At 63.4% G+C, this 19,883-nt stretch carries 19 protein-coding genes; all 19 read right to left on the minus strand.

Translation table 11 applies throughout. From position 1 onward, the window contains the following. The coding region (locus EV580_RS20915) for an ABC transporter ATP-binding protein (RefSeq protein WP_133693180.1) at nt 1-369 on the minus strand (369 nt) is incomplete at its 3' end. A 22-nt stretch (nt 370-391) separates the two neighbouring features. Continuing rightward, the gene (locus EV580_RS20920) at nt 392-1,252 is read right to left on the minus strand and encodes an alpha/beta hydrolase-fold protein (protein ID WP_370581496.1); all 861 of its coding nucleotides are present in this window, start codon (nt 1,250-1,252) and stop codon (nt 392-394) included. A gap of 45 nt (nt 1,253-1,297) precedes the next feature. Next, complete coding sequence (locus tag EV580_RS20925; RefSeq protein ID WP_133693184.1) at nt 1,298-2,212, minus strand: VOC family protein; 915 nt, start codon at nt 2,210-2,212, stop codon at nt 1,298-1,300. Beyond that, entirely contained in the window at nt 2,196-3,782 is a 1,587-nt protein-coding gene (locus tag EV580_RS20930; RefSeq protein ID WP_133693186.1) for an FAD-binding protein, read from the minus strand. The genes EV580_RS20925 and EV580_RS20930 overlap by 17 nt, the downstream gene beginning before the upstream one ends. Nucleotides 3,783-3,900: 118 nt before the next feature. Further along, entirely contained in the window at nt 3,901-4,482 is a 582-nt protein-coding gene (locus EV580_RS20935) for an Rv1363c family protein (protein WP_133693188.1), read from the minus strand. A gap of 31 nt (nt 4,483-4,513) precedes the next feature. Further along, the gene (locus EV580_RS20940) at nt 4,514-5,080 is read right to left on the minus strand and encodes an Rv1363c family protein (protein ID WP_133693190.1); all 567 of its coding nucleotides are present in this window, start codon (nt 5,078-5,080) and stop codon (nt 4,514-4,516) included. Continuing rightward, entirely contained in the window at nt 5,044-6,528 is a 1,485-nt protein-coding gene (locus tag EV580_RS20945; protein WP_133693192.1) for an MCE family protein, read from the minus strand. Before EV580_RS20945 ends, EV580_RS20940 begins: the two co-directional genes overlap by 37 nt. A gap of 1 nt (nt 6,529) precedes the next feature. After that, entirely contained in the window at nt 6,530-7,672 is a 1,143-nt protein-coding gene (locus EV580_RS20950; RefSeq protein WP_133693194.1) for an MCE family protein, read from the minus strand. Further along, nucleotides 7,669-8,994: an MCE family protein gene (locus tag EV580_RS20955; protein WP_133693196.1), complete on the minus strand. Its 1,326-nt coding sequence runs from the start codon at nt 8,992-8,994 to the stop codon at nt 7,669-7,671. Before EV580_RS20955 ends, EV580_RS20950 begins: the two co-directional genes overlap by 4 nt. Next, the gene (locus EV580_RS20960) at nt 8,991-10,307 is read right to left on the minus strand and encodes an MCE family protein (RefSeq protein ID WP_133693198.1); all 1,317 of its coding nucleotides are present in this window, start codon (nt 10,305-10,307) and stop codon (nt 8,991-8,993) included. The genes EV580_RS20955 and EV580_RS20960 overlap by 4 nt, the downstream gene beginning before the upstream one ends. Then, the gene (locus EV580_RS20965) at nt 10,304-11,332 is read right to left on the minus strand and encodes an MCE family protein (protein ID WP_133693200.1); all 1,029 of its coding nucleotides are present in this window, start codon (nt 11,330-11,332) and stop codon (nt 10,304-10,306) included. Before EV580_RS20965 ends, EV580_RS20960 begins: the two co-directional genes overlap by 4 nt. Nucleotides 11,333-11,357: 25 nt before the next feature. Further along, the gene (locus EV580_RS20970) at nt 11,358-12,803 is read right to left on the minus strand and encodes an MCE family protein (RefSeq protein ID WP_133693202.1); all 1,446 of its coding nucleotides are present in this window, start codon (nt 12,801-12,803) and stop codon (nt 11,358-11,360) included. A 4-nt stretch (nt 12,804-12,807) separates the two neighbouring features. Then, a complete protein-coding gene (locus tag EV580_RS20975) occupies nt 12,808-13,662 on the minus strand; it encodes an ABC transporter permease (protein ID WP_133693204.1) in 855 nt (284 codons plus the stop codon). Beyond that, nucleotides 13,659-14,429, minus strand: a complete 771-nt coding sequence (locus EV580_RS20980; RefSeq protein ID WP_133693206.1) for an MlaE family ABC transporter permease — start codon at nt 14,427-14,429, stop codon at nt 13,659-13,661. The genes EV580_RS20975 and EV580_RS20980 overlap by 4 nt, the downstream gene beginning before the upstream one ends. A 252-nt stretch (nt 14,430-14,681) precedes the next feature. Then, the gene (locus EV580_RS20985; protein ID WP_133693207.1) at nt 14,682-15,497 is read right to left on the minus strand and encodes an enoyl-CoA hydratase-related protein; all 816 of its coding nucleotides are present in this window, start codon (nt 15,495-15,497) and stop codon (nt 14,682-14,684) included. After that, nucleotides 15,494-16,444 (minus strand): biphenyl-2,3-diol 1,2-dioxygenase, encoded by a 951-nt coding sequence (gene bphC, locus EV580_RS20990; RefSeq protein WP_133693209.1) that lies wholly within the window; start codon nt 16,442-16,444, stop codon nt 15,494-15,496. The genes EV580_RS20985 and bphC overlap by 4 nt, the downstream gene beginning before the upstream one ends. 48 nt (nt 16,445-16,492) lie before the next feature. Next, the gene (locus EV580_RS20995) at nt 16,493-17,674 is read right to left on the minus strand and encodes an acyl-CoA dehydrogenase family protein (protein ID WP_133693211.1); all 1,182 of its coding nucleotides are present in this window, start codon (nt 17,672-17,674) and stop codon (nt 16,493-16,495) included. Between the two features lie 36 nt (nt 17,675-17,710). Further along, the gene (locus tag EV580_RS21000; protein ID WP_133693213.1) at nt 17,711-18,868 is read right to left on the minus strand and encodes a 3-ketosteroid-9-alpha-monooxygenase, oxygenase component; all 1,158 of its coding nucleotides are present in this window, start codon (nt 18,866-18,868) and stop codon (nt 17,711-17,713) included. Between the two features lie 192 nt (nt 18,869-19,060). Further along, complete coding sequence (locus tag EV580_RS21005; protein ID WP_286171721.1) at nt 19,061-19,876, minus strand: enoyl-CoA hydratase/isomerase family protein; 816 nt, start codon at nt 19,874-19,876, stop codon at nt 19,061-19,063. Between the last annotated feature and the right edge of the window lie 7 nt (nt 19,877-19,883).

Raw genomic sequence — 19,883 nt, forward strand, 5'->3', positions numbered from 1 at the left:
TTCCATCACGATCTGACGGATCTCGGATTCCTTCTTCTTCGTGTGCTCACGAAGCGGGAACGCGGTGTTGTCGAACAGGTTCATCGACCCGAACAGCGCACCGTCCTGGAACATGACGCCGAACAGGGTGCGGATCTCGTAGAGCTCCTTGGCCGAGCACTCGATGATGTTCGTGCCATCGACGATGATCTTGCCCCGCTCGGGGCGCAGCAGACCGATCAGCGACTTCAAGAACACCGACTTACCGGTACCCGACGGGCCCAGCAACACGCTGACCTCACCGGCGGGGATATCGAGGGTCACGTCCTCCCAAATTCGCTGGGAACCGAACGACTTCGTCAACCCCTCGACCTGAATAGCAATACCCACGCCAGATCCCCACTGTGACTTTCTATTTGATGGAAGCGGTCAGATCGCCGGACATCGAGGCGAGCTGGCCCGCCCACGTACTCCAGTCATGCTGACCACTGACCGGAAAATCGAAGTGCCCGTTGCGCCCGCCTATCGTGCGGAAGTTCGCATAGAAGGAGCGGTTACTGCCCTGGGCTTGATCGCAGTATCCGACCATCGCCGCCGGATCGCTGCATGTCAGCGTCTGCGGACTGAATATCCACAGCCGAGTGTTGTTGTCCACCAGCAGTTGTGAATGCACGTACGGGTCATGCCACTTCCACCGGCCGAACTGAGCAGGACCCCACATCTGGTTGGTGTCCACCCCGCCGAAGGTCATCATCCCGTCATGCAGGGCACCGTTGATGAACGTGTTCGACGGGTACAAGAACCCCGACATCGATCCCGCATAGCGAAACCGGTTCGGGTAGAACGCAGCAAGAGTCAACGCCGCGGTGCCGCCCTGGGCAGCACCGACAACAGCGTGCCCACCGGCCACCAAACCCTTGTTGGCGGTCAGCCAATCCGGTAACTCGCTGGACAGGAAGGTCTCCCACTGTTTGGAGCCATCCTGTTCCCAGTTCGTATACAGGCTGAACGCTCCGGCGGCCGGGGCCACCACCGACACACCCTTACCTGCGAGAGTGTCCATGGCATGGCCCGCACTCACCCAGTTGCTGACGTCGGGTCCCGCATTGAACGCATCCAACAGAAACACCGCATGCGGACCGCCCGATTCAAAGGCGACCGGGATGTCGCGGCCCATCGCCGCCGACGGAACCAGCAGATACTCCACCGCAGCAGCACGAGCGGGCGGCATACCCATCACGGTGCAGGTCATCACGATGACGGTCGCGGCCATGACCGCGACTGCACGCGACTGTCGCAATGAGATCCCCATGATCGTTCAGAACCCCATGTTGGCCACAAGTGGGCGACCGGCCGTGTAGCCGAAGACATCATCTAATTCCACAGGCAAGGAGAGGATTTCGAATTCGCACCCTGGGTCGACGAAGTATGTTCCGACGATATCGCCGACGTTGGTTATCTGCGTCGTTTGATGGCCGTCGGCCAACAGTCGTTCGATCACCTCGGCGGCAACGCGGCCCTCTCTTGAACCGAGACCCACGTTGACGATCCCGTAGTCGAAGGTACGTCGCGGTCGCTGCCCTCCGTCCGCGTACCCGGATTCCGGACAGTTGAGGACCTCGATGGTGAAATTGCCGATGTGGGCGAGGAAGCTGCGCTCTGCTGCCTCACGACCCCGCCACATCGGATCCCGCAGTTCGACCCGGACGCCAAGAGTCTCCTCGTAGAGACGTTGCGCGGCAACGATGTCGGTCACCCGCTGCGTTGCGTACACCACATCAGGTCCGCGTCGCTCCGTCGCTTCGATGGCCTCAATGGTGATACCGGAAAACGGATCCCGGAACGCGATCCGCCGTGATCCCAGCGAGCCCGTAACGGTGGCGTGGGGCTCGGGGCCGAAGTCGGCCAGGCCGCGAAGCACCCTGTCGAAATCCGCAACCGCGATACCGATCCCCGCCCACCCGATCTGATCGCCGACACCCAACGGCGCCGGAACGGGATTGGTGTACTCGAACAGTTCCAACTGAAAGAACGGCCGCGACCCAACCATCCACCACACCAATGCCCGGGCGCTCGGCTCGAGGCCCGCGACGCGCATGGCCTCACCCCACATAGCGCTGCCGCCGGCATTCGCGAAGCCGAAGAGGTTCTCGAATAGCCGCAGACTGCCGGCCAGATCAGACGTACTGATCGACACCTGGCAGACACTCATCCGCTCAGACAGCGTGGTCAACGGAGTCCACTGTGGCAGAAGTGTGAGTGTTGTCCAGCATGTCGAGGACGGCACGGTGACTGAAGACCATGCTGGTGCCGATCGGATGGCCGCCGCCGGGGTACACGCACCCGCTGGGCGCGGCCATCGTGTTGCCGGCCGCGTACAGACCCGGGATCGGCTGACCGGAAGTGTCGAGCACATGTGCATGCTCATCAGTCCGCAAGCCACCCTTGGTGCCCAGATCAGAGAGACCGAAGGCGGCTGCATGGAAGGGGCCCCGGGTGATCGCGACCAGCGGCGCTCCACCGTCGAAGGCCACCCGGTCGTACGGTTCGTCGCCGCGGCCGAAGTCGTCGTCGACTCCTCGCTCGACGAAGGTGTTGAACCGGTCGACGGTGGCGACCAGGTTCTCGGCGGGAACGCCGATCAGTCCGGCGAGCTCCTCCAGGGTGTCCGTGCTGTGCCACAGTCCGGCCGCCTCATACAGCGACCGCTCGACCATCGACACGTTGGTGAGGACTACGGGCGGCAGGTCGCCCGCGCTGTCGTCATAGATCATCCAGTACGGCAGGCCCAACGATCCGGCGTCCAGTCCCGCGATCACAGTGCGGCCCAGTTGATCGTAGGGCTGCGATTCGTTGACGAAACGTTCGCCATTTCGGTTGACGAATATTCCGCCGGTGAACAGCAGAGCGAACGCGGAACGCCCGTCCGGATGTGTCATGCCCGGCGCCCACCACGCTTCATCCATCAAATCGGTGTCGGCGCCGACTGCAATGCCTGCCTCCAACGCCTGACCGACGTTCGATCCGGGCCCCATCGCGTCGCGTGCCGCTCCGGGCACGCGATACTTGGCACGCAGTTCGTCGCTGTTCTCAAATCCTCCAGCTGCCAGCAGGATTCCGCGTCGAGCGCGAACGGCGTACTGTCCACCCTCCGCGGCAGCATCGACGACGGCACCGACGACCCTTCCGTCCTCCACCACCAGCTGAGCGAGAGCTGTATTCAGGTGCGTCGTCAGGTTCGGATACTGGCGTCCCGCGACCAGCAGGCGCGCTATCAGCGCCCGGCCCCCGATGAAATAGTCGTCAGGAGGTGCGGTCCCCAGCCGGTCGGTGTCCAGCGGCCCGCGCACGACTGCGCGCAGATCCTCGGCATCAGATACAGCAAGGGGTTCGGGGGCGATATGGCGCTGGCCGTCTCCACGGGCCTTGGGCGCGGTACCGAAGTAGTCGGGCCACGGAAAGACCTGAAACTGCAGGTGCTCATCGGCTTCGAGGTACTCGACCAACGGCGCCCCGGAACGAACGAACGCCTCCTGAAGGGCAACAGGCGTCCGATCCCCGACCACAGACGTGTAGTACTGCAGAGCGTCCTCGACGGTGTCATCGGTGCCGGCGCGCAGAAGAACTGGATTGGCGGGGAACCACATGCCGCCGCCGGAGTACGCGGTGGTGCCACCGAACTTGTCGGTCGACTCCACCACGACGACGTCGAGGCCCTCACGGGCAGCCGTGTATGCACCGGTTAGCCCGCCCGCGCCGGAACCCACTACCAATACGTCACATTCGCGGCGCCAGTCGACCATTACAAGACTCCCTACCGATACGATCCGCGGATGCGGTAACGGTTCTCAGTTTCGTCTGGTGGGAAAAACACCGGCAATCGCATGTCCGCTGAGCGGTAAGACAATTCGGCGCCGCACGCTAGACCGGATCGAAACCGGCGACCCGCCAGCGACCATCCACGCGGTCAAGGGTGACACGCACACTGGACGCGGTACTGATCGGCGCATCGTTGCCCACCGTCACGGCCTGATTGATGAATAGCAGAGCAACAGCATGGTTTTGACTTGCCGACACCGAGGCAGCGGCCGCTACTGTAGCGACAGCGGCGATCTTCTTCTCATGCGAGCCGGGTATCACAACGTCGTGAACGAGCGATCGGTACGAGTCCAAGAAAGGACCCGCCAACCGGTCCTGCACCGCCGCCAAATCCTTCTCGACGGTGTCGGGCTGGTAGGACAGCATCGCAACCGCGATCTGACTCGCCGCCTGCACGGATTCGACGCGCGCCGACTTCTCCTCGCGCAACCGCGCGTCGGTCCATTTGGCGAATCCCGCAGCCATGGCCAGTATTACGACGATCGCCGGGAGTACGGCATACACCAGTGTCCGCACCAACCGAGGTCGGACGGGTCGTCGACGCCCGCCCTCTACCGGCGCGCCGGGCTCCTCGACTACGGGTGACGCGACTTCGTCGACCGCGATGTCGGTAGATATCGTCATGGGAATCCTTGGCTTGTCGCGCAACTGGTGGTCAGGGAACGAACTGGACGCTGGAGATCTTGTAAATATCGCCGCTGCGGTCGACCACAATGCGCATCCGCCAACCATGCTTGGTCGGATCGGCTCCCTTGTTGGAGATGGCGACTTGAACGGCGATCAGCGCCTGTGCGGACCGGTCACCGTCGGTCGATTCCAGCGCGGCTTCGCTGATGGTGCCCGTCGACGTTGACTGCGCCTTTGTGACGACGTCGATGAATGGCTGTGACCGACTCTGGAATTCGTCGTGAAACGTACCCGTCGAGCCATCCAGGATCCGCGCGACATCGGCCTGAGCATGTTGGTAGTCAATGGTCGTCAGGTTCAGGGCGCCCTGCCGGGCGACCTGTAAGAACACCTGGCCCTCGCGGTCCGCTTGCTCGGATCGATAGGCGTGGAAGCCTTCCCAGCCGGCGATGGTGGCGAGCGCAGCGGCGGTGAGCAGCAAGATCGCCGCGGCCAACCGCGTCGACCTGCTGCGCCCCCTTGCTGAGATCGGTTCCTCGGCTACGGCCGCAGCATCGTCTAGTTCGACGCCGGCGGCATCAACATCGTCTGCCACTTCTTCTCCTTCGGCGCTTCCTGTCCGATGTCGGCCTGGGTGACCACCTGACCGTCGGGTCCGATATAGGTTCCCGACGCCGCGTCGTATTGCGCGATCGCCAAAGCCGGGCTCGGCGGCGGTGTCGCCGCTTCCGGTGCCGCGTCGGCTGGGCCGGGTTGGCGTGCCGCGGAGGCCGGCGGAAGCTGCGGGATGTCCTGACCCGACAACGTCGCGTTCGGGTCACCTTTCCAGTTGTTGCCATCGTTAAGGGGGATGTACTGCTCGTCGCTTTCGCACATGGCGACTGTGGGCGCCCGCTTACCCGGACGCGTCTCGCAGGGGATGTTGCGCGCGCCGCGAACGTTGCTCTGTGCGTCTTGCGGTATCCGGCAATAGAGATCGCCCTGCGGCCGGTCTGGAGCATCGGTTTCGACCGCGGTGCGCCGCTGGGAGGGCGGCAGGAAGCCGGTCGTGCACGGCGCCGGAAGGTTCATGTTGAGATTGAAATCCAAGTAGCTGCCGACGTAATCCTGCTTGGTGCCGTGGTTGGCCACGACGCCACCCTGCGCCATCGCGATACCCTGCGGGACGAGTACCAACAGTTGTTCGATGTCGTTGCGGTAGGTGACCGCAACCTGGCCGACACTCACCAGGTTCGACAAGAGCACCGGGAGCGTGGGCTTCAACTCCTCGATCAGCTGGCGCGCCTCCTCGGCACCGGGTCCGCCGTTGTCGACGATGCCGGCCACCGCCGTGTCATGGTCGCGGAGCTCCCCGGTGATGGTTGCCAGGTGACGTGCCCACGCCTGGATGGCACTGCCGGTGTCAACTTGCGATCGGAGCAACGGACCCGACTGGTCGATCAGTGTGGTTATCGACATCAGATTCGCCCTGGCGTCGGACGACAAGGTGGTGGATCCCTTGACGATCCGGGCCAATTCGGGTCCGAGGTTGCCGACTGCCGCATAGGACTCGTCGACCGCAGTCTTCAAATTGTCGTGCGGAATAGCCTGTAAACCACGGTTCGCGGCGTCGAGCAGACCGTCGATCGGCGGTGGTACCGAGGTGCGGCTCAGCGGGATGACGTCACCGTTCTTCAGGGGTGGTGACGTGTCGTCCTGAGGCACCAGAGCCACGTATTGTTCGCCGACCGCCGATTGGCTGTGCACCTGGGCATCGACGTTGGACGGGATGCGGAAAGTGGTATCGAGCGCGAGATCCGCAGCGACACTGCCATTCCCGTTGAGATGGACCGAGGTCACCTTACCGACCTGCGTACCCCGATACGTGACGTTGCCGGTGGGGTACAGCCCGCCGGATTGGGGCAGTTCGATGGTGACGGTGTAGCGGCCCAGTCCCGCCATCGCGGGGATCTTGATGTAACCGAAGATCATCACCGCGCCTGCGATAAGCGATATCACAGCGAAAATAGCGAGCTGGATCAGGATTCGCCGACTCACGTGCATGCTATCGCCCCTCGTCGAGGTGGTACGGCACGACTAGCGGATTGGTCGCGGTGTAAGGGCTCGGCATCTGGCCAATGGTTCGGCCCCACTGCATTTCGAGTTCGGTCAATGCGCCCTCGAACCGCGTACCGGTGAACAATGCAGCGTCCAGGCGGCTCAGGGTCAAGTCGATGATGGCGGTCAGATTGCCGTAGTCGCCGCGGAACCAGTTGTCCAGCGTGTCCATCGGGAACGGGTAGGTGGCAATCATCCCGAGCGAGCGGGTCAGCGCGGGCCCGGAATCAGCCAGTGACTTCAGCACCGGGCCAATGTCTTTGAGCTCCCTGACGAGACTCTCTTTGGTCTGCGCTTCGGAGTCCGCGGCGATGGCGCTGAATTTGCCGAGCTTGTCGACGGCTTCTGCCATGGCATTACGTTCGTCCTTCAGTACAGCGAGCGCGTCTGGGATCGTTGCCAGCGCGCGATCGACAATGGGCTTCTGCGCCGAGAACTTTCCGACAACACGATTGAGACTGTCGGTCGCGGCGATGATGTCCTTGGTCTGGTCGTTGACATTGCGGAAGAAGGTATCGAGCTGCTGGATCAGGCTGCGCAGGTCTTGTTCCCGACCGCGAAACGCGGTGCTGAACGTCTCGATAACTTCTTGCAGATTCCCGACCCCACCACCGTTGAGCAACAGGGACACCGCGGCCAACGTCTGTTCGGTGCTGGGGTAGGCGCCCGCGTCGGGCAACGCGATCAGTGACCCTTCGTGCAGCCGGCCCGATGGCGTGGTGCTGGCAGGCGGGGCAAGCTCGATGTGCAGGGACCCGAATAAGCTGGTCTGCCCGATCTTGACGGTCGCGTTGGCCGGAAGGTTCACATCGCCGTCGAGGCGCATGGTGACCAGCGCGTGCCAACCTTGACGCTCGATTTTCGTGACCGTGCCGACGTTGACGTCACCGACCCGAACCCGCGAGTTCTGCTGGATGTTGTTCACGTCGGGCATCTGCGCCTGGATGACGAACGAACCGGGTCCACCACCCTTGGTTCCGGGCATGGGAAGCGAATTGAGGCCTTGCCAGCCACATCCCGCTGTCGCGCCGATGGTAGCCAGGACCGTGATCAGCGAGCCGGTGATGCGGCGGGACCGATGTCGCGTCATTTGGGGCTCCCAGAGGGAATCAAGAGACCCGCTAATCCGGCTGAGGGGTCGGCAGAAGCCGGGGACGGCGGTCCGGCGTCTGGGCTTTCGGCCGGGAGCGGCGGCGGTGCCGGGTCGACCGCGGCCGGCGGCGGCACGTCAGCCGGCGGTACGTAATCCGGACGCATCCAGTCTTCGCTGTAGGTCACCTCATTCGGGCGTGCCTGGGTACCCACCATGTTGAAACCGAACGGCATCAGGTAGTTGTATTGCCGGTTTTTCACAATCGGCGCCAGGTACTGGACACAAAGCTTGGCGGACTGTTCGGCGTTCAGCCGTGACGCGGCCTGGATCGCACCGCAGATGAAGTTGATCGGATTGCTGAAGTTGGTTCCCGCCAGCACGCCGGTCACCGAGCCCTGTGCGGGCTGATAGATGTTGACGTAGTTGGCCAGCGTGCTCGGCAGGATGTGCAGCGCCTGCTTGACATCGTCGATGCTGTCACCGAGGGCCGCGGCGATCTCGGAGATCTTTTCCGACGTGGTGCCCAGGGCCGCGCGGTTTTCGGTAACGAAGCCGTGGACATCGGTGATTGCGGTGTTCAGATCGGTGACCGCGCGGCCCACCTCGTCGGGATCGTTGGCCAATGATGCGGTTACGGCAGCGAGGTTTTGGTTGAGTTCGCGCATGAGATCGGCACTGTCGTGCAAGGCCGAAACCAGCACGGCCAGGTTCTTGAGCGTGCCGAAGATGTCGCCGGAATGGTCGCCCAGGATCGACAGCGCTTGCGACAGTTTGACCACCATGTCGTGAATGTTGGCGCCCTGGCCGCGCAGGTTGTCGGCGACGGTGTTGACGAATGCCCCCAGCGAGGACACTCCCCCGGGCTCGGTGGGTTGCAACGTCTGGGTGAGTTTCTGGAGTTGCATACGCAGGTCGTCCCATTCGACCGGGACGGCGGTACGGTCCTGCGGTATGACCGCGTGATCGGCCAGCACAGGACCCGACGTGTATGCCGGAGCGAGCTGGATGGCGCGCGCCGTGACCAGCGAGGGCGACAGGATCACCGCCTTAACGTCCGCGGGAATCTTGTATTGGTCATCGACCCAGAACGTGATCTTGGCCCGATGTGGTTGGGGTTCAATTGTTTCGATCTCACCGACTGGTACACCCAGTATCCGGATCTGGTCGCCGGGATAGATGCCGGTGCTGTTGTCGAAGTACGCGGTGACCCGTGTCTTGGTGATCGCGTCGGCGGCCCGCAGTCCGACGATCACGCCGACGACGAGTACGACGGCCAGCACCAACGCCAGCCCCAGTTGAATACGGCTGCGCGACTTCATGATCCCGTCCCTGGTGTCGTAGCGGGTACTTCACCGGGGGCCGGCGCATACACGGGAGCCGGTGTCGGCGGTGCGGGCGCGGCACCCGGCTCGGGCGGCGTCGTCGCAGGCGGGCCGGGAGGAGGTCCACCCGGTGGCGGCGCGGGCAACGGTTCCCGATAGGGGTAGCGCGGATCACCGGGATTGCCCGTGATCGCGTCGGGCAGCGTCAGATTCGGCGGTCCGCCTTGCCCTGTACGCGGGAACGGGACGGGCAGCGCCGGGGTTGCCTTCTGACCTGTCTGGGGATCGGTCAGCTCCGACGGGAGTTTGACATTCGGATCCAATCCCAGATCGGAGAACGCGGCGTCGATGAAGGGCTGCAGGAACTGGCCGGGCAGCAGGTTCGCGAGGTAGGCATTGAAGAACGGTCCTGACGACACGGATTCACCGAGCGACATCGCGAAGGCGTTGAGCCGGTGAATGGATTCCTGGATCCGCCCCTTGCGATTGGCGATGATGGTCAGGACGCCGTTGAGCTTCTCCAGCGCGCCGTGCATCTGCTTTCCATTGTCGGCGACAAACCCCGACAACTGCTGCGAAAGACTCGAGACGTGTGCCGAAATCTGGTCCAGTGCTTGACTTTGAGTGTTGAGCTCAGCCAGCAGCGCGTTGGAGTTCGCGATCAGGCTGACAACCGCGTCGCTGCGGTCGGCAAGTACTTTGGTCGCTTTGTTCGCATTCGCCAGCAGGTCGCGCAGTCGCTGGTCACGCTGATCCAGCGACTGGGAGAACCGCGCCAGGTTCTGGACCGCGAGTTGCAGGTCCGGCGGAGTCTGCGCGAATGTCTGCGCCAGAGTGGACAGCGACTCCGACATCTGGCCGGTGTCGATCTGCTGCACCGTGGTGGCGAGATCGCCAAGGGCATCGCCCAACTGGTAGGGCGAGGTCGTCCGCTCGAGCGGAATGGGCCCCGACAGATGGCCGTTACCGCGCGGATCGACTTCCAGGATCTTGGCGCCCAAGAGGCTTTTGGTCTTGATCGCCGCTTCGGTGTGGTCGCCCAGCTCGACGTCGTTGTCGATGGTGAACCTGACAACCACGCGCGCCCCGTCAAGCGATACCTTGTCCACGCTGCCAACCTGGTATCCGGAAACCTGCACGGCCGCACCGGAAGTGAGCCCTCCAGCATCGGCGAAGTAGGCGGTATAGGTATCCCCCGAATTGACCAACGGCAAGTTGTTATAGCCGAGCACTCCGGCGATCACCACACCGGTCGCCAAGACACCGAGCCCACCGACGACCAGCGGATTGCGTTCTTTGAATGTTTTCATTTCGGCGCGCACCGCCCAGTGTCCTGGCCGGCGACCTTGACGTAGACCGGCTCGCCACCCTTGCCGTTGAGCTTGAGCACCGCATCACACAGATAGAAGCTGAAGTAGTCGCCGTAAAGCCCTTGCCGCCCCAGCAGCTTGTACTTGTCGGGCAGGCTGTTCAGGACCTGGTCGAAATATTCGTGATCCGCCAGCACCGTCGCGGCGGTCCGATCTGTCTGGTTCACAACCTCTTTGAGGGGTGGACGAGCCTGGGACAGCAGGTCTGCCGTACTGCTGGAGACAGCGTCCGCGTAGGCGAGACCTTTCGCGATGTCGGATCGACGTTCAGACAGCCCCTTGACCAATTCGGACAGTGAGGTCACCGCCTTGTCGAACTTGTCGCTCTGGTCACCCAGCGATCCCAGAACAGAATCGAGATTGGTGATCACCTCGCCGATCAACTGGTCGCGGTCGGCCAACGTGCTCGTCACCGCGGCGGTCTGGGTCAGAAACGATCCGACGGTGTCACCTTGACCCTGGAAGGCTGAAATCAGCTGCTGGGTAAGAGCATTGACCTGGTCGGGATTCAATGCCCGGAACAGCGGGCGGAACCCGCCCGTCAATGCGTCGAGATCCAACGCGGGCGCGGTGCGGGCCAACGGAATCATCGCACCCGGGCGCATCACCGTGGTCGAGCCGGCACCTTCCTCCAATGCGAGGTAGCGCCCACCGATCAGGTTGTCGTAGCGGATCACCGCACGACTGCCGTCGGTCAGCACCACCGAGGGGTCCACCGAGAACGAGACGATCAGAGTCGCGTCGCGTTGTAACGCGATCTCTTGGACCTTGCCGACCTCGACGCCCGCGATGCGGACGAAATTGCCGTTGGCAAGTCCGCTGATGTTGCTGAATTGGGCTTTGAACACGCGGCTGTCCTGGAACCTGAGCTGGGCGAAGATCGCGAACAGGGCGAGGATTCCCATGGCGCAGACGATCGTGAAGACCGACAGGCGCACCAGCGCGCCGGCGAGGTTTTGTCTCACGTCATCGTTCCTTTGCTGGCCACAGTCATGGGTTCGGTTGTTCTTGGAGCGGGGGTGGTCCACCGAACACCGCGGGCGGCGGCGGTTGCGGCGACATGGTGCCGGGAGCTACCGGCGTGCCCTCCACGGGCACGGGCGGTGGCGCCGGAGCCGGTGGGATCCCAGGCCATAACGGCACCCCACCCGGCCCGTAGAGCGGTGCGCCGTAGGGCGGCGCCCCGGGATAGGGCACCGGCCCCGGGGCCGGACCGGGCAGGCACTGCCGAATGCTCGGCTTCTGGGGCACCGCGCGGGTAGCCGGCAGATAGTCGGCGTAGCACGGATGTCCGATTCCGGGATTCGGACGAATGTCCACTCCCGTGCCCCAACCGGTATTGGTGACCAGCTGGCGCACCGGGAACATCTTCGTGGCATCGGGCAGCGAGCCACAGCCGGGCTTGCCGCCCGGGCCACCCTTGGCAGCGACGATCGGCAGGTTCTCGGGATAGGAGTACGGGTCGTCGCCCATCAGGATCGCGGCATCGGCAACGTAGGTCCGCCCGTTACCGCCAATGGCCGCGCGAGCACCGTTGTCCAGCCACCACTTTGCGCCTTCGAGGGTGCAGGTGTACTCGGGGTTGTACGTGAGCAACAGACCGGTGGTCGGCGCGGCGAGGTTGACCGCACTCACCAGATTCTTCTGGTTCGGCGCCAGCAGATCGATCGCCGCCTGCGAGAAGCCCGCCGTGTTCAGCAGCAGCGCGTCCAACGCTGTCGCGTGGCGGGTGATGGTTTCGCTTGTCGTGGCTGCGGCGTCCAGCACCCGCAACACATCGGGAGTCGCGGCGTCGTAAACACCGTTCAGCGAGTTGAACAATCGCCAGTTCTGATCGATGGTGTCGGCGCGCGGATTGACCTCCCGCAGCACCTGATCGGCGTCGGTGATCGCCTGACCGATCCGTTCGCCCTGGCCCCGGAAACCCTCCGAGAGAGCCGAGAGCACCGCATTGAGCTTGGCCGGGTCGATCTGGTGGAGGAGGCCCACGAGGTTCTCGAATACGGTGTTGACCTCGGTGGTGACGTTGCGCGACACCAGCACTGCGCCGGCCGCCAGCCGCTGGGAGCTCGGATGCTCGGGATAGATCAGGTCGACGAATTTCGCGCCGAAGGCGGTCGTCGCCCGAATCTGGGCAGACACGTTGGCGGGGATGTACTTGATCTGGTCGGGCGATATTTCCAGGCGCACCCTGACGGGCCCAGATCCCCGGGAGATGCCCGCGACGCGCCCGACCGCGACGCCGTTCATCATCACCTTGCCGCCAGATTCCATGACCAGGCCGGCGCGGTCGGCGGTCAGGGTGACCGGCACATAGGAGGTGAACGCGCCGGTGAACAACGCACCGGATGTTGCGAAGAGGCTGGCGACGACGACAACGAGGATCAATGTCCACCACGCGGGGTGGAGACGGTGGTCTCCGGATCTTGGTTCCATGGCGTTACGAGGCCAGGTGGAAGCTGCCGGACTGCCCGTACACGGACAGTGACACCAAGAGGCTGACCGTCACCGCAGACACCAACGATGCCCGCACCGCGCGTCCCACCGCCTCGCCCACACCGGCCGGTCCGCCCGAGGCGGTATAGCCGTAGTACGTGTGGATCAGCATGATGACGATGGACATCGCGATCGCCTGAAGGAATGACCACAGAAGATCGGTCGGGATCAGGAACGTGTTGAAGTAGTGGTCGTAGACGCCGGTGGACTGTCCGTAGACCATTGTGGTGCCCAGCCGAGCCGCCAGGAACGACATCAGTACCGCGATGCAGTACAGCGGAATGACCACGATCACGCCGGTCAGTACCCGTGTCGACGCCAGGTAGGCCACGGACCGGATCCCCATCACCTCGAGCGCATCGATCTCTTCGGCGATACGCATCGCCCCGATCTGGGCGGTCGCGCCGGCTCCGATCGTGGCCGCCAATGCGATGCCGGCTGTTACGGGAGCGATGATGCGCACGTTGACGTAGGCGGAGATGAAGCCGGTCAATGCCTCGACGCCGATGCCCGCGAGCTGGTTGTAGCCCTGAACGGCGATCAGTGCACCTGCCGACAGCGTCAGGAATCCGACGACGACGATGGTTCCACCGATGAGCGCCAATGCCCCAGTGCCCAAACTCATCTCAGCGATGAGTCGGACGATCTCGGTCTTGTAGTGAATGACCGCGGTGCCAATGGATCGGATCGTGTGTCCGTAGAACTGGGTCTGGTTCCCGATGCGAATCCATCCGTCCGCCCACCGCCGGCCCCGGCGCCGAAGCCAGGTGGCGGCCGGGCTCGGCGCGCTGGCCGTCATCGGGGCCCGCCGAACTGAACCGCAGTGATGATGAGGTTGATGACGTACAGAGTCACAAAGGAATACACCACGGTCTCGTTGACGGCGTTGCCGACACCTGCCGGTCCGCCACCGACCGAAATGCCCTTGTAGCAGCCGATCAAGCTGGCCGCGAAACCGAACAAGCCGGCCTTCACCAGCGACACCACAACATCTTTGAGTCCTGTCAGCAGCGTCAGGCCCGCGACGAATGCGCCGGGAGTGACGTGCTGGATGTACACCGAAAACGCAAACGAGCCGACCAGAGTCGCCAGCGACACGATCGACGACAGCAGCACCGCCACGACACAGCCGGCCAACACCCGTGGCACCACCAGCGACTGCAGCGGGTTGATACCCAGCACCCGCAAGGCGTCGAGCTCCTCCCGGATCGTACGTGCACCGAGGTCGGCGCAAATCGCAGTGGCCGCGGCTCCCGCCACGACCAGCACGGTGACGATCGGACCCAGCTGGGCCAACGAGATTCCGGCACCCGTTCCGGCGAAATCTGCTGCCCCGAAATCGAATAGCAAGACGTTGAGGGTGAAGGCCGCCAGCACGGTGAACGGGATGGCGAGCAGCACCGCGGGAACGATCGACACACGGGCGATGAACCAGCACTGCAAGAAGAACTCTCGCCAGGCGAACGGCCGTCTCGGAATGAGCAGCAGAGTGTCCAACGCAGTCGCATAGAAGTCACCGATTCCGCGCAACGGCGTGAGCATCTTGGTGTTCTCGAGCAGTGTCATCGCCCGCCCCTTGGCCGTCCGGGTTCGGATCGCTGACTCATGTGACTCCTTGTCTGGCTGCCGCACCACATAGGTAGCGCTGCGGGGCAATCACCTTGCCCAGAAGCTGATTTCAACCATTCGATGTGGGCGGTGTTGCCTGCATCACAATCGAGACTAAAAGCGACCCAGGACGCCGCATAGGCTGTGCCCGGTGAGCGGAAAGAATTCTCGAACGCCTTCCGTGTGCTGGAATCACAGCCAGCGCACGGATTACCGCCGGGCTGATCTGGCCCGAAACTCGTTGACCCGCTGATCGAATTCGGGGGTGCCGAACGAGATGAACTCCTCGGCGAGAGCGTATTCAAGGACACCCAGCGCAGCGCGGCTCAGGTGCATGTTCATCGCGATCTTCGAGGTGCGCAGGGCCTGCGGTGGTAGCGCCGCAAGCCGCTCACCCAATTCGAGCGCCGCATCAAGAACCAGCGCATCGTCGACCACCTTCGTCACGAGATTCAGCTTGTCCGCGATCTCGGGTGTGATCCGTTCGCCCAGCAGCACATACTCTTTGGCCTTCATCAGGCCGACCAGCAGGGGCAACATCGCGGCACCCCCATCGCCGGCGGTCAAGCCCACTGCGACATGGGGATCGGCCAGATAGCTCGATTTACCCATCACCAATAGATCGCTGAGCAACGCGACCGAGCAGCCCAGACCGACCGCCGCACCGTTGACCGCAGAAACCAGCGGCTTGGGGAAGTTCATGAGTTCGACGAAAACCGACCGCGCCTCGCTGAACAGCGCGCGCCGCAGCTGGGCGTCGTTGATCATCCGAGTGAACATCTCCATGTCCCCGCCGGCCGAGAACGCCTTTCCCACACCGGTAATCACGACAGCGCGTACAGCCTCGTCGACGGCAAGGTGCCGCCATATTTCAGCCAGCGCATGGTGCAGTTCCTCGTTGACCGCGTTGGCGCTGTCGGGCCGATTGATCCGGACAACGTGCACTGACCCAAGCTGTTCGACGACCAGCCACGGCGCGAACTGGGAGTATCCGGGCAATGTGTCCGGGAGAGAGGTGGAGGTCATCGGGTCACATCCTTGAGAGCCGACTCGGCCTTCAGCGCTGCAAGAGGTTCGCTGCCCGACCAGTCGTGACCCCAGTAGCTGTCGGCCGAGATCTCCTCGGCGCAATAGAAATTGGTGTCCACCTGCCAGCCCTCGGTTCCGAACTCGATATCCCAGCCGCCCGGTGCGCGCACGTAGAAGGACACCATCTTGTCGTTGGTATGCCGGCCGAGGGTTGAAGACACCGGGAATCCGTGTTGCGCCACCCGGTCCAGCGCGCGCCCGACAGCATCTAGCGTGTCGACCTCGACCATGATGTGGACCAACCCGGGCGGCCCCACCGAAGGGGCTGGGCACAACGCGAGGCTGTGGTGCCGGCGGTTGATGCCGAGGAACCGCACCCGTTGCGGTGGCACCCCCAACGGCAGCGGCAGCCGGAAGGCGCCGCGGGGAAGGAAACCCAGAACCTGCGTGTAGAAGTCGAACACGCCGTCAAGGTCTGATACCGGCAACACAACGTGGCCCAAACCTTGGGAGGCCGTGACGAACCGAGAGCCGAACGGCGTCACCACCGGGCTGTGGTCCAGCAGCGGACCGTGAAAGATCTCCAGTACGGTGCCCGCGGGGTCGGTGCACGACACAAGCTCTTCCACACGCCGCTGATCGGCTTCGTCCTGGGAGTGGCGCTGGACTTCTGTGCCGTTCTTCTCCAGGGCGACGACGACCTCGTCGAGAGCCCCGCCGTCGGCGACCTGCCAGCCCACCGCGAGCAGCCCGTCCGAATCGGCCGGCGTCACCACGATCCGGGCATGGTGCTCGTCCATGCGGAGGTAGAGCGCGTCCGGGTCGGGGCCGGTGCCCGGCGCGAACCCGAGGACGTCATGAGCGAACGATCGCCATCGCTCGATATCGGCCGTCTGGATGCGGATGTAGCCGAGGGCATTGAGCAGGGGTGGCTGAGAAGACATGTTTTCGCCGTCCGTTCGGTTGGGATAGAAGATTCGCCACTTATGTTGTTAGATCATGAATTTCATCTTGGGCGGCGGATCGATCCCCAACTGGACCAGCGTCGCGGCTTGGTAGACGGTGTTCGGAACGTGGATCACGTGGTTCAGGCCGGCATGAACGTCGCGCCAGTACCGCTGCACCGTGCCACCGTGTCGAATCGCGTTGCCCCCTGAGCGAGCGAACAGCGCGTCGACGGCGCCCACAGCACGCCAGGCTGCACGGACTTGTGTGCGACGCCCCAGCGCGCGCTGCTCGAACGTCGGGGTATCGCCGGACGCGACCAGATTCCACATCCGATCGGCATTGGCGAGCAACTCATTTCGCGCCGCGTCGATGTCGGCGGATGCCTCGCCGATCGCATACAGCACGATCGGATCGTCGCGTACAGCTGCTCCCATCGCATCCGAGCGCGACCGCTGGTACTCCAGATGCGCGCTCAGCGCACCCTCTGCGGCACCGATGATCGCGGACGTGATACCCAGCGGGAACACATGAGACCACGGAAGCCGATACAGCGTCTCCTGACAACCCGCGTCAATCTGGGCCTGCCCGTTCAGCACGTGGTCGCCGTTCATCACGCGGTGGTTGGGCACAAAGGCCTCGCGAACGATGAGATCCTTGGATCCGGTTCCCCGCAGGCCGACGGTATCCCACGAGTCCGCGACGATCTCATAGTCCGAGCGGGGCAGAATCACGTGCAGCATGGTCGGCGGCATCTGAGGTTTGCCGTCGTAGTCGCCGAGCATTGCCCCCAGAATCACCCACCGGCAGAAGTCGGTGCCAGAAGAGAATTGCCATCGACCGCTGAGCCGATATCCGCCGTCGACGGGAACCGCAACGCCCTGAGGCGCGTAGGGTGAGGCAACCCAGGTATTGTCGTCCTCGCCCCAGATCTCCTGTCGTACAGCAGGATCAGCGAATCCGAGCTGCCAGGGGTGCACCCCCACCACGCCACTGACCCACCCCGCGGCCGGATCCAGGGCGGCCAGTCCCATCACCGTCTCGGCGAACTCACGCGGCGTGGCCTCCTGTCCGCCATACCGTTTGGGTTGCAGCATCTTGATCATGCCCACGTCCCGGAGCAGCGCCGCTGTGCGCGGGGTCAGCATGCACAGTCGCTCGGCCTCTTGGGCATCGATCCGGATCTGGTCGGCGTTGGACAGTAGCTTCTCGAGCACCGGTGTCGTCATGGCATCACTCCTTCGTTCGGGCTGTCGCGTCAACGCTCAGACGCCAGCAGGCGCTTGATTGGGTGCGGCCATATTCGCGGCCATCTCCGCGTCCCACTTGGACTGGGCAATGTTCAAGTCGACTTCGAATTCGAAGCGGTTCACCATCTCTGGCAAAACGTCCTCTTCGTCGACATAGAACTGCTCGTACCAGCGACGCAGCTGATATACCGGGCCGTCCTCTTCACAGAGCAGCGGGTTGTCCACCCGCGCCTTGTTGCGCCATATCTGGACGTCCTGCATGAAGGCGTCACCCAAGCTGTCGGCGAACTGGGTCGCCATCGCGCCGGCTTCGTCGTCTGACATGCCGTCGTGCTTCTTCGCGATCGCCCCCCACTGCAGGACAAACGAATTGGGGGTGACCGGGTAGTGGCAGTTGATCAGAAGGCCCTCGGAGGCAACCCCGCTCGAAGCCAGGGTCTGGCCGTTGACCATGTAGGCCGGTCCGTAGTACGTCGCCGACGACTCCATCAGGAGCCCTTCTTGTCCGTAATTGCTGTCCAGTTCGATGTCGGGACGGCCCGTCGCTGCCATGAATTGCGATGCGACATGCTTTTCGAAGACGTTCTTGAAGAACGTCGGCTTAACCAGATGCACGTAGAAGAAGTGCGCCATGTCGACGACGTTGTCGATCAGCTCGCGACAGTTGGTGCCCTCGACGAGCAGGGAGTTCCAGCTCCAATCAGTCCATTCCGAGGAGCCGTAGGCGTCGATGACCGGAATGTCGACCGATTCGGGGGGCGGTCGCCTGCGCGGATCGTTCCAGATGAAAACGAGCCCGTTGCGCTCCATGGTGGGCCACGCCTGGGTGCGCGCCGTCCGCGGTACGCGTCGCGAATACGGAATATTCAAGCACTTTCCGTTACCGCCCCAGCGCCAATCGTGGAACGGACAGGCGATGCCATCGCCTTTGATCGTGCCCTGTGCCAGGTTTCCGCCCATGTGCCGGCAGAAGGCGTCGAGAGTGTTCAGTGTCCCATCAGATGACTCGAATACGACCAAAGATGTTCCAAACGCATCGATTTGGTGTGGACGGCCATCATGGAAGGTTTTCGCCAGACCAAGGCAGTGCCAGCCTCGCGCGAAGCGCTCGGGGTTGGTTCCGCCGTCAATCTGTCGAACTTCGTCGGAGAATGCATCCGCATCCGTACCCACTGTTCACTCCATTCACTTCACTGCATCGGGGTGAGCTCATCGCTTCCCAATATCGTGCGCACCGCGTAAACGCATTTCCATAGACTTTCCGCCAGCCGGGAAGAGTGGTTGCGATGGTGCCGTGAGCATTACGGTGAGTCGGCTCAGATGAACGGCGCTGCGTGGTTTGAGGTTTCGATGTGGCAGCTGAGGTCAGCGGCCGTCAAAGACAGGCTCGCGGCGGTGCACGACGGCCGACAGGCCCTCCACGCAATCGGCCGTTCCCGCCAGCCGAACCTCGGCGTTCGCCTCCTGAATCAAAGCAGCTGCGACGCTCGAACCCAGACCGTTCCACAACAGGCGTTTGGCCTCGGCGACAGCGAGCGGTGGTGCTTGGGCGAGTGAATTCGCCAGCGCCAGCGCCTCATCGAACACATCGTCGTCCGGGACGACTCGGGTGACCAGACCGATCCGTTGGGCCTCGTCGGCGTCCAGTGTCGGATTGGCCAGGACGAGCTCGACCGCCTTGCGGAACCCCACGAGGTGCGTGAGGGTGACCGTGAGCCCGCCGTCGGGAACCATCCCGACGCCGATGGCACCGGACCTGAATTTCGCCGTCCGCGCAGCGAGAACGAAGTCGCAGCTGCCCACCAACCCGAGGCCGCCGCCTCCGGCCGCGTAACCCTGGACGGCGGCGATCACGGGAACGTCGAGCGCGATGATCGCCGCTGTCACCGCCTGAAACCAGCTGGATACCTCTTTGACGTGATCGGGTAGTGCGCCACTGTGTACCAGGAAGTCGTTGACATCTCCCCCGGCGCAGAAGTTCCTGCCGAGCCCACGCAAGACCACCGCCCGAACCGTTCGTGATCCGTGGCACGTCAACAGCGCGGTGTGGAACGCGGTCAACAGCTCCAGATTCATCGCATTGGCCGCTTCGGGCCGGTTGAGCGAGATCACCGCAACACCGTTGTCGAGCCGCTCAAATATGACCGCGGCTGAGATCGGCTCCTTACCAGCACTATTCACTGTTCCC

Source organism: Mycobacterium sp. BK086, from assembly GCA_004362315.1.
Lineage (GTDB): Bacteria > Actinomycetota > Actinomycetes > Mycobacteriales > Mycobacteriaceae > Mycobacterium.

Coding starts and splice junctions, on each gene's coding strand:
- EV580_RS20950 (WP_133693194.1), bottom strand. CDS start 7,672: ATGACGCGACATCGGTCCCGCCGCATCACCGGCTCGCTGATCACGGTC.
- EV580_RS20995 (WP_133693211.1), bottom strand. CDS start 17,674: ATGACGACACCGGTGCTCGAGAAGCTACTGTCCAACGCCGACCAGATC.
- EV580_RS20930 (WP_133693186.1), bottom strand. CDS start 3,782: ATGGTCGACTGGCGCCGCGAATGTGACGTATTGGTAGTGGGTTCCGGC.
- EV580_RS20975 (WP_133693204.1), bottom strand. CDS start 13,662: ATGACGGCCAGCGCGCCGAGCCCGGCCGCCACCTGGCTTCGGCGCCGG.
- EV580_RS20920 (WP_370581496.1), bottom strand. CDS start 1,252: ATGGCCGCGACCGTCATCGTGATGACCTGCACCGTGATGGGTATGCCG.
- EV580_RS20945 (WP_133693192.1), bottom strand. CDS start 6,528: ATGCACGTGAGTCGGCGAATCCTGATCCAGCTCGCTATTTTCGCTGTG.
- bphC (WP_133693209.1), bottom strand. CDS start 16,444: ATGTCTTCTCAGCCACCCCTGCTCAATGCCCTCGGCTACATCCGCATC.
- EV580_RS20935 (WP_133693188.1), bottom strand. CDS start 4,482: ATGACGATATCTACCGACATCGCGGTCGACGAAGTCGCGTCACCCGTA.
- EV580_RS20980 (WP_133693206.1), bottom strand. CDS start 14,429: ATGACACTGCTCGAGAACACCAAGATGCTCACGCCGTTGCGCGGAATC.
- EV580_RS20955 (WP_133693196.1), bottom strand. CDS start 8,994: ATGAAGTCGCGCAGCCGTATTCAACTGGGGCTGGCGTTGGTGCTGGCC.
- EV580_RS20960 (WP_133693198.1), bottom strand. CDS start 10,307: ATGAAAACATTCAAAGAACGCAATCCGCTGGTCGTCGGTGGGCTCGGT.
- EV580_RS20970 (WP_133693202.1), bottom strand. CDS start 12,803: ATGGAACCAAGATCCGGAGACCACCGTCTCCACCCCGCGTGGTGGACA.
- EV580_RS20985 (WP_133693207.1), bottom strand. CDS start 15,497: ATGACCTCCACCTCTCTCCCGGACACATTGCCCGGATACTCCCAGTTC.